This is a genomic window from Arthrobacter horti, assembly GCF_030731045.1.
Taxonomy (GTDB): Bacteria; Actinomycetota; Actinomycetes; order Actinomycetales; family Micrococcaceae; genus Arthrobacter_E; species Arthrobacter_E nanjingensis.
On the sequence record NZ_JAVALS010000001.1, the window covers coordinates 684,615 to 697,605 of the forward strand.

Annotated in this window: 4 protein-coding genes (1 of these 4 running past the window's edge); 3 read left to right on the forward strand and 1 reads right to left on the reverse strand. The window is 71.9% G+C overall.

Features of this window, described 5'->3' with window-relative positions; genetic code table 11:
* A protein-coding gene (locus tag Q9R02_RS03120; RefSeq protein WP_305995164.1) for a hypothetical protein crosses the window boundary here: on the reverse strand, positions 1-11,786 show its 5' end (the start). It extends 21,331 nt beyond the left edge of the window; only the first 11,786 of its 33,117 coding nucleotides appear in the window; it begins with the start codon at positions 11,784-11,786; its stop codon lies off the left edge, out of view.
* On the opposite strand from Q9R02_RS03120, the gene Q9R02_RS03125 reads away from it, so the two are divergent.
* From Q9R02_RS03125 to Q9R02_RS03135, 3 genes are read left to right on the forward strand one after another with little or no spacing between them, the layout of a single operon-like run.
* Positions 11,776-12,372 (forward strand): hypothetical protein, encoded by a 597-nt coding sequence (locus tag Q9R02_RS03125; RefSeq protein WP_305995165.1) that lies wholly within the window; start codon positions 11,776-11,778, stop codon positions 12,370-12,372. The two genes, Q9R02_RS03120 and Q9R02_RS03125, sit on opposite strands and share 11 nt — an antisense overlap.
* Before the next feature lie 39 nt (positions 12,373-12,411).
* Positions 12,412-12,573 (forward strand): hypothetical protein, encoded by a 162-nt coding sequence (locus Q9R02_RS03130; RefSeq protein WP_305995166.1) that lies wholly within the window; start codon positions 12,412-12,414, stop codon positions 12,571-12,573.
* Complete coding sequence (locus tag Q9R02_RS03135; RefSeq protein ID WP_305995167.1) at positions 12,574-12,864, forward strand: hypothetical protein; 291 nt, start codon at positions 12,574-12,576, stop codon at positions 12,862-12,864.
* The last annotated feature ends 127 nt before the right edge of the window (positions 12,865-12,991 follow it).

A 12,991-nucleotide genomic window follows, 5' to 3' on the forward strand; every position in this document is an offset into this window, starting at 1 on the left:
ACGGTCGAGGGGCCGTCGATGTGGGCGAGGACCGAGCTGTTGGCCGTGCCGATGTCGATGCCGCCCGAGACGCCCACGAAGCCGCCGGCCGCGCCACCCGCGATCGTCAGCGACGTGAAGTCGTCCGTCGCCGTGACGCTCACGCCCTGGACGAGGGCGGCGCCGGACGCCGTGTTGATGGAGCTGTAGCCGCCGATCGAGGCGACGGTCGAGGTCTTCAGCAGCGTCACCTGGACGCCGCCCGCGACGCCGACGAAGCCGCCGCCGATGGCCGGGACCAGGCCGAAGACGTTCTCGCTGGAGCCCGCGTGGACGATCACGCCGGAGAAGCTCTGCGAGCCGCCCAGAGTCCCGTTCGGGATGCCGGTGACCGGCAGGCCCTGGGCGAGTGCGTCGACCGTGCTGCCCGCACCGAGGTACGCGCGGACCTGCTTGTCCAGGGTCGCGACGCCGACCGCCGCACCGACTCCCACGTAACCGCCGGCGAGGGCGACGGTGATGAGGAGGAGCTTCGTGGCGTCCGTCGCGGTGACCACGACGTTGTTCCCGGCGGAGAGGGTCGCGCCGTTGCCCGTGCAGGCGAACGGGTCGCTGCCGCCCGGGGTGCCGGTGCACGCGAAGGTGTGGACTGTGAGGACCGTGACGGCGACCGTGCCCGCGACGCCCACCGTGCCGCCGCCCGCGCCGACCGCGAAGGACAGGACGGTATCCTTGCCGTCCGCAGTCACGGAGATCGAGTTTCGGGCGTTCACGGTGGTCCCGGTGCCGATGTACGCGTAGGTGTCGAGGGTGACCACACGGACGGCCACCGGGATGGAGACGCCGGCCGTGCCCGCGATCGCGAGCGTGAAGGCGATGCCCAGCTGGTAGAACTGGTTGGCCGCGGAGACCTGGACGGACTGATTCGGGTCGGCACCGGCGACGTTGCTCGCACACGTGGCGCCGCAGTTGACCTTGGCGCTCTGCCCGATGTGCGCCGAGGTGTGGACGGTGACGACCGCGATCGCACCGGCGAGGGTGACGGCTGCGGTGCCGGAGAAGCCGAGGCCCACACCGAAGGCCCCGATGCTGTCGGAGTTGTTGGCCGTGACCGCGACGCCGCGGAACGGCACCGGTGTGCCCTCCGAGATGTCGCGCGGGCCCATGGCGCTCGCGTCGCCCGCGGGGGCGTCGCCCTGGCGCACCAGGCTGTGGGACCTTCCGGTCCAGCCTCCGCCGAGGGTGATGACGTGCCCGCCCTTGTCCGAGGGCTTGTCGAGGAGCTGGAACGACCCGCCGCCGAGGCTCTTGTAGTAGTAGGTGCCGCCGTCGACCAGCCCGCCGATCGGTGTGCCGCCGCCCGAGCTGTAGACCACGGCGTCGTTGTCACTGATCGAGCCGAGCGAGTACGGGAGGTGGATCGAGTTGGTGCCGAGGTTCACGGCGTTGTCCGGGTTGAAGCGCGGCGTCTGATCCTGCGTGACGTTCGCTTCGGTGGTCTTGAAGAGGCGGTGGCTCTCGCCCGTGCCGCCGGAGAGGACGATGGGCGAGCCGCTCAGATCGGCCGTCGTGAAGAGCTGGAAGTGGTCGGGGTCGATGACCTTGACGTAGTACTGGCCGCCCTGGACGAGCGGGTTGATCGCGGTGCCGTAGCCGGCGTCGTACTGGACCTGGTCGCCGTTCGAGAATCCGTGGCTGTCCACGTGGATGGTGCTGCCGCCCGTGATGTCCGAGGGGGCGAAGCGCGGATCGTGCGGGGTGACCGTGTACGATCCGCTCGCCACGTCGAGGCCGGTGGCGCCCGCACCGCTGACCACCGCGTAGTCGCCGATCCAGGCGTGGGTCTCCTTGGTGATGACGGGTACTGCGACCGCGGCGCCGACGGCGGCCGTGCCGCTGGCGGAGATGTTGCCGGCGATGACGTTGGCGGTGAGGGTCTCGTCCGCGTTCACGCGCACGGTCCCGCCCATCGTGGCGGTCACCCCGTCGCCCGCGGACGTGCCGTCCTCGAGGTAGGCCTTCGTGGTCACCTTGATCGCGGGGACGGCCGCGTTGACGTTGACGGCTGCCGTGCCGGCGAAACCGCCGCCCACGGAGACCGAGGTGATCTTCTCACTCGAGAGGGCGTCCACGCTCAGATTCCCGCTGCCCGTGATGGTGGTCGCGTGCCCCACCCAGGCTTCCGTGTCCTTCGTGACGACCTCGACGTCGACACCCGCGCCGACGCCGGCCGTGCCGCCGGCGGTGAGGACGCCGGCCAGGCTGAACACCGTCGTCGTGTCCTTGGCGAGGAGTGCGGTCGAGGTGCCCTTCGTGACGGTGGACGAGGCGTCGATGTGGGCCTTGGTGGTGTCGCTCGTGACGTTGACCACCACCGAGCCCGCGACGCCGGCCGAGTTGCCGCCGGCGCCGCCGACGGCCAGGAAGAGGTAGTGGGCGTCCTGCGTCGCGGAGACCAGCAGGCCGGTGCCTCCCGCGTGGACGGTGGCGCCCGTGCCCACCGAGGCGTCCACGGTGGAGTCGCGCACCACCACGACGGCGGACGCTCCGACGCCGGCCGAGCCGCCGCCGATCGCGAGGTTGCCGGCCGCGAGGTCGACGGTGCCGGTCTTCGACGCGGTGACGGACACGCCGCCCGTACCGGTCACCGAGGCACCGGCGCCGATGGCCGCCGAGATCTTGGGCGAGGAGCCGCCCTGGTTGAGCACCAGGACCACGACGGCGCCCGTCACGGAGGCCGAGTTGGCGGACACGCCGCCGGCCACCGAGACCTCGGTCAGGTTCTCCGCCGACTCGGCGTCCACCGTGACCGTGCCGCCTGCCGTGACGTGGGTGCCCGTACCGATCGTGGCGACGGCGTTGATGTTGAACACGTCCACGATGACGGTGACGCCCACGGCGGCCGAGCTCTTGGAGAGGGACAGCGCGCCGGCGAAGTCGATGAGGGTGAGGCTGTCCGTGGCCTTGACCGTCAGGGTCTGGCCGGAGCCGCCGAGCCCGGTGGTCTGATTGACCTTGGTCCCGGCCGCGAGGTAGGCCTGCGTGTCGATCGAGAAGATCTGGATGATGAACGAGCCGCTGACCGCCGCGCCGCCACTGCTGGCGCCGCCGCCGGCCGCGACGTTCGTGACGCTCGGGAGGGTGATCTTGCCCTTGAGCGGGGTCTCGGGCTCCTGGCCCGCCAGGCTCTCGGCCGCGGTCACCGAGATCGCACCGCTCGCATCGAGGGACGTCGGCGTCGCGGCGGACGAGTCGACGAACGCCTTGGTGGTGATCTCGAAGTAGTTGACCGCGATGGCGCCGCCGATCGCGGTGCCGTTGCCCTTGGAGAAGCCACCGGAGAGGGCGATGTTCTGGAAGATCACCGCATCCGCGGCGGAGACCGTGATGCCGCCCGCCGGGGCGGAGATCACGGCGCCGGCCCCCACGGACGCCGTGATGGTCAGGAGGAGGATCTGCACGGCCGCCGACGCCGCGACGCCTGCGGAGTTGTTGCCCGCACCGGCCGAGATGCCCCAGATGATGAACGTATTGTGCTTGCCGTCGGGCGTCCCGGCGATGACGCTCACACCGGTCTGGCCGGTGACGTGGGCGTTCGCGCCGATCGTCGCCGTGGTGGTCAGGACCTGGACGTTCAGGCCGATCGCCGCGCCCACGCCCGTGTCCTTCTGGAGGTCGATCGCGCTGCCGGTGCCGCGGGCGGTCGCCTCGGCGAGCATGAGGCCCTGGACGGACACCGCGCCGGTCGTGGCGGTGACGGTCACGCCGTCGGCGATGGAGCCCGACGTCGTGGCCATGACCCAGTTGACGCCGATCGCCGCGGCCACGCCGGTGCCACCGCCCGAACTGCCGGACTGGGAGCCGGACTGGCTGTTCGCGCCGCTGGCGCCGTTGGAGCCGTTCGTGCCGCCGGAGGAGGACGGCATGCCCGCGGTGGAGGACTTCGTGGACTGCGTGTTCGGGTTGCTGCCGTTGGCCTGCTCGTTGGCCTTCGAGTCGCCGCTCTGCGTCTCGGAGTCGCTGGAGCCCTTGGCACTCGCCACCGACTTGGCCTCGCTGCTCATCTCCGAAGAGGCCAGCACGTCCACGGAGGTGCCGGACACGTCGCGGGCGATCGTCGCCGTCGTCCTCCAGCCGACCACGGCGTTGACGGCGATGTCGATGCCCACCGCGGTGCTCTTGCCGGCCGCCTCGGCGTCGCCGTCGGTCGCGATGCGATTCACGTGCGTGGCGTGGACGACGACGGCGCCGCTGCCCGTGTAGCCCGGCCCGCCGGAGGCGGCGGTGCCGAGGCGGGCCTCCACCGTGTCCCCGACGCTCACCACGAGTGCCACCACCGGGGTGACGGCGGTGCCGCCCGCGGTGCCGCCCTCCGCCGTCGTCGGCAGTTCCCGGAAGCCCATGGCGTCGATCGTGAGTGACGTCCCGCCGGTGAGGGTGGAGCCGTCCTCGGCACCGGCCCGGACGGTGTTGTCCGGGAGGACGGTGAGGGCGACGGAGGCGCCGACGCCGGTGGCGGAGCCGACCTCGGCCTTGGACGTGGCCTTCGCCAGGTCGTAGGAGTTCTCCAGGGCCGTGATGGACACGGCCGCGGTGCTCAGGGTCGCGGAGGCGCCGGTCTCCAGGAGGGCCGCGGTGTGCTCGGTGACGATGTTGATCGCGAGGGCGCCTGCGACACCCACGGAGGTCGCTTTGCCGACGCCGGCGTAGGCGGTCGCGGTCACCTCGTGCTCCCAGAGCCGGAAGACCTGGCCGTCGGCGGGGCTCGCCGGCAGGTGGTCGCCGTCGGTCACGGTGATGGTGGTCAGGGCCCACGTGTGGCTCGCGCTGCGCTTGTAGATGCCGGGGGCGTTGGAGCCGTCCTGCTGCGTGAGCTGGAAGAGCGTGTCCTTCTCGATGCTGTCCGCGGGGAGGGAATCGAAGTCGTCGTAGGCGAGCTTGGTGACGAAGACCCAGGCCGTCCCGTTCCACTGCCAGACGCTGCCGGCCGGGTGGCCGTCCTTCGGGGCCGCCAGCACGAAGAGCTGGTTGGCGGACGGCGAGGACGGGAGCGTGCTGCCGGAGGCGATCGAGGCGCCTGCGTCGGTCTGCAGGGTCCACTTGGCGCTGGAGCCGTCGTACGTGTAGATTCCGGCGTCGTTCGAACCGGACTTGGCCTTCGCGGCCGCCAGGTCGCCGTCCGACGGGCCGGGGAGCTGCTTGCCCGAGTCGATGGTCTTCCACGCGCCGTCCGCGGCGTTCCAGACCCGGAGCACATCTCCCGCACCGCCCGGGGTCATGCCGGCCGAGAGGACCAGGCCCGTGCCGGTGATCGTCGCGGTGCCGGTGAGGGCGGTGTTGGTGATGTCCACTTTGTTGACCGAGACGCCGGCGCCGATGCCGACGCTCGCGTCGGCGGTCGAGTCGCCGCGGCCGGTCGCGCGGGCGTCGGTGTCCGCGGTGGTGCCGAGGGTCACGACGCCGCCGGAGGAGATCACGACGCCGTTGGCGAACCAGGCGCGGGAGGCGGTGGTGACCACGTTGATCGCGACGGCTGCGGCCACGGAGATCGACGCTCCGCTGTTGTCGTTGCTCGCGGCCTTCGGGGTCGAGGAGGTGCCGGTGGTCTGGCCGCCGCTGTTGTCTGCCTGGGTCTGCTTGGCGGCGCCGAGCTTGGAGTCGGCCTTCTGGTTGACGTCCGTGCCGGAGGAGTCCTTGCCGTTCGCGGAGCTCGTCGTCTGGCCTTCGGCGCCCTCGGCGGCCGCCTCCGCGGTCGTCGTGGTCGCGGAGGTGCCGGAAGCCTTGAAGGAGACCGCTCCCCCGACGGAGATGCTGCGGGCGCTGCCCGAGTCGACGCCGTCGTCGACGATGGCGAGTGCGAGGGAGATGCCGAAGCCGGCATCGGATCCGACCGTCGTGTCGCCCTTGGCGATCGTGGTGGTCGTGGCGTTCTGGGTGGCGGTGGCCTGGACGGCCCCGCTCGCGGTGAGTGCGGTGCTGCTCGCGCCGAGGGAGGCGCTCGTGCGGAGGGTCGCGATCGTCACGGCGACCGACGGGGTCACGGTCACGCCGCCGCCCTTGCCGCCGCCGTCGACCTCATTGTCGATGACGCTGGTGGTGGTGGCCTGGATCGTGACGCTTCCGGCACCCGTGAGCGGGGGCCCGCGGCTCGGGTCCGCGACCTGGTCGATGCCCGCGTACACCGTGTCGTTGACGAGGTTGATGCCCACCGAGGCGCCGATGCCGACCGTGCCCGTGCCCGATTGCTTCGCGCCGGCCTTGGTGGTGCTGTTCGAGCTGGAGCCCGCCGTCATGCCCGCGGCGCCGCCCATGAGCTGGACGTTGCCCGTCGGACCGGCCGGGAGGGTGGTCGTGGCGTCGGCGTGGACGGTCGCGAGGGTCTTGAGATTGACGACGTTGAGGGCGAGGGCGCCGGCGAGGCCGAGTGTCCCGGAGGTGTTGGCCGCGCCCGCCGTCGCGGTGGCCGTGATGGTGTGCTGCGCACCGGCACCGCGCATCGTCGCGCTCAGGGTCAGGCCGGAGGCCGTGAGCCGGGACCCGATGCCGAGGCTGGCCTCGTTGCGCACCGTCACGAGGTTGATGGCGACGGCCGCGCCGATGCCGAGTGTCGAGCTGTTGCTGGAGGAGCCGTCCGCGACAGCCACGGCATCGGTGTGGTTCGTCGTCGTGAAGCTCGCGGTCCCTCCTCCGTTGACGGTCAGGGTCGTGTTCGGCGCGAGCAGCGCCGTCGTGGTCGAGGTCACCAGGTTGATGGCGACCGCCGCGGCCACCGTGATGTTGGTGCCGCCCGAGTCCTGCTTGGTGCTCGGCGTCGAGGTGCTCGAGGTCGTCTTGCCGCCGCTGTTGTCCGATTGCAAGCCCTTGGCCGTGGCGAGGGACGCGTCACCCTTTTGGTTGACGTCCTTGCCGCTCGAGTCCTTGCCGGAGCCGCCCTGACCCTCGGCGCCCGCGGCGCTCGCGGTGGCGGTGGAGGAGGACTGCGAGAGGCCGTCCGCGGCGAAGGAGACATTGGCCCCGGCCGTCGTGTTCCGGTAGAGGGACGCGTCGACGACGTGGTCGGCGATCGTGAGGGCGAGGGCGATCCCGAGGCCGAGCGTCGAGCCGCCCGAGGAGGCGCCCTTCGCAGTGGCGAGGACCGTCGCGGTCTGGTCCGCGTGGGCCGCGATCCCGCCCGCCAGGCCGAGAGCCGGCCCGGCGAGGATGCTCGCGGTCGTCGAGACCTCGCTGATCGTGAGCGCGAGCGACGCCGCGAGCGAGAGGGTCGTCTGGCCGGTCGCCTTCGCGCCGCCCTCGGCACCGGTGGTCGCCTTGTCGCTGTTCGTCGCGGTGAGGGCGATGGCGTGGCCTCCCGTGAGGGTCGCCCCGGCGCCGATCGTGGCGACGACAGCGTCGTTGATGAGGTTCAGTGCCACCGAGGCGCCGAGGCCGAGCGTCCCGCCGGTGATGTTCGCCGCAGCCGTCGCCTTGGCGATGTTCTCGGTGACGGATCCCGCAGTGACGGTCACGTCGCCGGTGCCCGGGAGCGAGGCCGTGCCAGCGAGCGTCGCCGTGACGCTCACGTTCACCAGGTTGAGAGCGAACGAGCCCGCGAGGCCGATGTCGCTGCCCGCCGTCGCGCCGGAGGTCGCGGTCGCGGAGAGGGTGTTGAGGCCGTCCGCGCCGACCACGCGCTCGGTGGCCGAGAGGGCCAGCGAGCCGGCGGCGACCGTGGCACCGGCCGGGACGAGAGCCTGTGTGGTGATGGTCGCCTTGTTGACCGCGACAGCGGCGCCGATGCCGGACGCGGACGGCGACGTCGCCGAGCCGTCCGCCGTGGTCACCGCATCCGCGTTCGTGTCGGCGGAGAAGGAGGCCGCGCCCGTCGTCGTGAGGGTCATGCCGGCGGCGAGCTGCGCCGCCGTCGTCACGCCCACGATGCTGATCGCGATCGCCGCGGCGACGCTGATGCTGCCGGAGCCGCCCGAGGTCTTGTCCACCGACGTCTTGGGGGTCGCGCCGGTCGAGGTGGTCTTGCCGCCGTTCGCCGTCTGCTTGCCCTTCGCGTCACCGAGGGCGGAGTCGGCCTTGCCGTTGACGTCCTTGCCCGAGGTGTCGCTGCTCTCACCCTGGGCGCCGGCGGCGCTCGCGGTTCCCGTGGTCGTCGTCGATTCGGTGTGGTGCGCCGTGAAGGCCGCCGAGGCCGCGGAAAGTGTGCGGTCCAGTGGCGCCGAGGCCGTCGCGTCGAGGACCGTCAACGCGAGGGAGAAGCCGAGGGCGAGGGTTCCGCCGGAGGCCGCCGTCGCGGCGCCCTTCGCGGTGGTGGTGGCCGTCACCGTCTGGTCGGCGGTCGCGGAGACCGCCCCGGTGAGTACCGTGGCGCCGAGGCCCGGATCGGCTCCGCCGATTCCGGCGATGGTCGATACGTTCGCGAGCGTGATCCCGATGGCCGGCGCGAGCGAGATGTTCGCTCCACCTGCACCTCCGTCGATCGCAGTCGTCAGCGTATCGCTGTTGGCCGCCTGGATGGTGAAGTTGCCGATGCCGGTGAGTGGGGGTCCCCGCGTGCCGAGCGCGAGCTCGTCGACTCCGGCGAACACCTGGTCCGTGACGAGGTTGAGGCCGATCGAGGCGCCCATGCCGAACGTCCCGCCGCTGCCACCGGTCGCCTGGGCGGAGGTGGCCGAGGCGCCGTTCGCGGACGACGACGACGCGGTGGCCGCCGCATTGCCGGAGCCGCCCAGGTTCACGCCGCCGAGCGGGTCGGTGGGGGTGGCCGTGGCGGCGTGGACGGCCGCGACGGTGGAAAGGTTCGCGATGTTCAGGGCGAAGGAGCCGGCGATGCCGAGGCTGCCGCCGGCGCTGCTCGCGCCGGACTTCGCGGTGGCGCTCGTGGCGTTCGGGACCGGGGTGGCGGGGGCCGAGGGGTCTGCGTGGTTGACGGCCTTGAGAGTCAGGCCCGTCGCGGTGAGGCTGGCTCCGGCGCCGATCGAGGCCTCGTTGACGACCGTCGCCCGGTTCACGGCGATGCCCGCACCGATCACGTTGCCGCTCGCGGCCGTGGTGGCGGAGCCGTCGGCGGTCGCCTGCGCGTTCGTGGTGTTGGCTGAGGAGAACGAGACCTTGCCGGTGGTGCTCAGGGTGCTGGCAGGCGCCTGTTCGGAGGTCGAGGACGAGTTCACCAGGTTGAAGGCCAGTGCCGCGGCCACCGTGACGGAGTTCCCGTTGCTGTCACTCGCGGAGGGGGTGTTCGTCGCGCCCGAGCCGCTTCCGCCGTTCGCGGACGACTTGCCGCTCGCGAAGCCGAGCTGCGCATCGGACTTCTGGTTGGCGTTCTTGCCGGTGCTGTCCGTGCTTGTCGGAGAGCTGCTCGAGCCGCCCGGTGCGCCGGCCGCGGAGGACGTGGCCGTAGTCGACGTTGTCGAGGAACCGTCGGCGCTCAGGGTGACGTCGCCGCCTGCCGTGGTGTTGCGGTCGATCGAGGAGTCCACGGAGTGCGTGGCCGAGGTCAGCGCGAAGCTGATGCCGGCGGCGAGGCTCGCACCGCTGCCGGCGGTGGTGCTGCCGGTGGCGGTCGTGGTGGCCGCCGCGGTCTGGAGGGCCGCTGCGGTGAGCGAGCCGGCCAGGGCCAGCGCCGGGCCGGAGAGGATGGAGGCCACCGTGTGGACGTTGGAGATGGTGATCGCGACGACGCCCATGAGGGAGGCGTTGCTGCCGCCCTGGGCGCCTCCGGTGGCAGACGTCGTGGTGGCGTCGCTGCCCGTGGCCGAGAGGTTCAGGGACCCGGCTCCAGTGAGCCCGGCGTCCTGGGCGAGGCGGGCCGCCACCACCGTGTCGATGATGCCGAGGGCGATCGAGGCGCCGATCCCGACGGAGCCGCCGGACTGGGCGGCGTTGGCCGTGGCCGAGTCGACGTGGTTACCGCTGGCCTTGAGCGTGACCGCCGGGGTCCCGCTGAGCGCGTTGCCCGCGTCGCGGATCTCCGCGAGGGTCTTGCCGTTGACGAGGGTGAGGGCGAAGGAGCCGGCGGCTCCGACACCCGAGCTGGACGAGGAGGCCTTGCCCGAGGTTGCGCTCGAGGAGAAGGCCGAGCCGCCCGTCCGGGTCTCATCCGATTCGACCGTGACCGAGCCCGCCTGGATGGCCGAGCCGGACCCGATGAACGCCTCGGTCACGAGGGTCGCGACGTCGATGCCGACGCCCACCCCCACGCCGCTTCCGCTGCCGTCGGTCGTGCTGCCGTCACCGGTGGCGGAGGAGGCGAGCTGAGACGTGGACTTCAGGAGGAGCGCACCGGCCGTGACGAGCTTCGCGGCCTGGACCGCCACCCTGGTCACCGCGTTGAGGATGCTCACCGCAAGGGCCCCGGCGAGGCCGATCGCGCCGTCCGCCGTGGTCGCCTGGCCGTTCGCGCGGGACGGATCGTTGACCGGCTTGTCGTTCGCCGTCGAGCCTCCCTTGCCGGCCTTCGCACTCGCGGTGCCGGTGCCGTCGGCGTCCGCCGTGAGTGTGATGCTCGCGGCGTTCGTCGGGGTCGCGCTCGTCGAGTCGATGACCGCCTGGGTCGTCTCGCTCAGGTTGACGACGGCGATGCCGGCGCCCGAGGCCGCCTGGCTGGCGTCGCCGGTCCCGGTGAGTCCCGCGTGGTTCTTCGCGCCAAGGCTCAGCGCGCCCGTGACTTCGAGGTGGGCCGAGTTCGTGACCTTGCTGACCGCCGTCGTGCTCACCGTGAGGATCGCGACCGACGCGTCGTTCGACGCGGCGCCGCTCGAGTCGGCCGAGCCTTCGCTCTTCGCGGCGTCAGAGCCGGGGGTCGCTCCGGCGTCGACCGACGACGCCGAGCTGACCGTCGTCGTGCCGCTCGCCTTGACCACCGCGGTCCCGCCGATGGTGACCTCGGCGTCCGAGGCGACGATGGCCGCGTCCGCGTACTTCTTGACGAGCGTCACGGGGCCGACCGTCGACTGCGAGGAGAGGACGACGTCGCCCGTCGCGGTGACCTGAGTGGCACCGAGGATCGAAACGAGGGCCTTCGAGGAGACATTGATCGCGTAGGCGAGGGTGTCGCTCGCGTCGGGGGTGATCGTCGCGGTGGCCTGTGCGGTGAACGCGCCCGAGGTGACCTGGCTGTCCTGGAGCGTGACCTCCACGTCGCCGCAGTGCGTCGCAAGCGTCACGCAGCTCCGCGGGTTGGTGAGCGGGTTGCTTGGGCCGCCGGTCACGTTGTCCGCGGCGATGAGGCTCACATTGCCGGCCGTGAGGACGGTCCCGGAGGCGAGCGTGATCTTCTCGAACGTGAGGGTCAGGGCCGCCGCGCCGAGGGCGATCGGGCCGCTCAGCGTGACCGTGTCCCAGCCGGTGCCGCCGTCGATCGTCAGCGAGGACGTGGGGGCGGTGAACGTCGTGGACTCGAAACCGCTGTTCGAGCTCGCGAGGGTGAGCAGGCCGCCCGACTGGGTCAGGGTGGCCTGGTCGTCGCCGGTGCCGAGCGTGAACACCATGTCGGCCGCGGTGCCGGAGTTCGTGATCGGCTCGATGTTCGTGTAGTCGATCCGCGTCGCGTCCAGGAAGAGCGTGCCGGTGGAGCCGTTGACCGCCATCGACCGCGAGACCGTCACCGCGCCCGCGGTGGCGAGGGTGTCGAAGCCCGGGCCGCCGTCGAAGCTGATGGTGAGGTGCGGGTTGACCGTGCCACGGTCCACCGTGAGGGTGTCGTTCCCGGGCGTGCCCATGACCGAGATGGCCGAGATCGAGCTGAGGGCACGGCTCTGCCCCTCGAACGTCACCGTGCCGTCGGCGTGGAATGCCAGCGTCGATGCCGTGGAGGTCATCTGGAGTGCCCACGCGCTCGGGCCCGTCGGGGCCGTGGTGGCCGGTGAGGACGGGGCGGCAGGTGCCGCTGCGACGGCCGGAGACGCCGACGACGGCGATCCCGCCGTGGGGGCGGTCGTCGCCGTCGCGCTGGTGCTGCTGTTCGTGGTGGTGCCGGTGGATCCCGCCAGTGCCGGGGCGGACGGTGCCGTCGTGGTCGGTGCCGGGGAAGTCGGAGCCGGGGTGGACGAGGCCGCCGGGTCGGTGGCCGGTGTGCCGGCCGTGTTCGGCGAAGCCGCGGGAGCGGGTGCCGGAGCCGTCGTGGACGGATCCGGTGCGGTGGTCGGGGCCGGAGTGTTGGCGGGGGCAGGAGCCGGGGCTGGTGCCGTGGTCGCCACGGGAGCCGGGTCCGGCGTCACCGCCGGAGCGGGTGCCGGGGCCGGTGCCGTGGTTGCCGCAGGTGCCGGCGCGGGTGCAGCTGCCGGAGCAGGCGCCGGCACGGTGAGCGCCGTCGTCGTCCGCCGTTCGCCGGGGCTGAGCACCCGGCTCATGAGGTCCGTCCCGCCTTCGATGTCGCTCAGGCCCAGGACGTGCCCGAGTTCGTGAGCGATCACCGTCTGGAGGTCCATCCGGTTCGGGGCGACGGTGCCGACGCTCCAGCCCCATCCCGCCGCGTTCGGGCTCACCGTGATGGAGCTCCCGTTCGTGACAGCGAGGGTGGTTCCGGAGAGCGGGGCGATCGCGAAGGTCGCGGCGCTCACGTCCTGGCCGGGCCACGACGCCGCTGCGGCACCGAAAACGGACTGAATGTCCGCAAGGGAGATCGCGGTGGTCACCGGGGTCGTGGGAAGCGATGAGGCGTCCTGGTGGTTTGCGAGGTCAGAGCCGCTGATGGCCCATTGCCCGGATCTGAAGGCCGCGACGTTGAACGTCCCGCTCGGTGTGGCCATCGCGAACGCCATGGCCAAGGCCGCTGAGACGGCGACAAGCCGCTCAACCACCTTCCAGAGCGCAGACGAAATCACGGTATGGCCACCGATCACCCAGAACGATGCGACGCATCGTCCACCATCGTTAGAAGCCCCCCAATATGGCTGAGTGTCGGCGGCTGGCGGGTAAGACGTCCGCCAGATCTCCGACGACGACCGCCAGCCCCATGGGAGCGTGCGGTCCGCGCACTTCGGCACCATGGGCTTCACGAATGCCGCCCCCGGCACCGGATCGG

Excerpts from the sequence above, each read along its gene's own strand:
- Q9R02_RS03135 (WP_305995167.1), top strand. The coding sequence starts at position 12,574 with ATGTCCGCAAGGGAGATCGCGGTGGTCACCGGGGTCGTGGGAAGCGAT.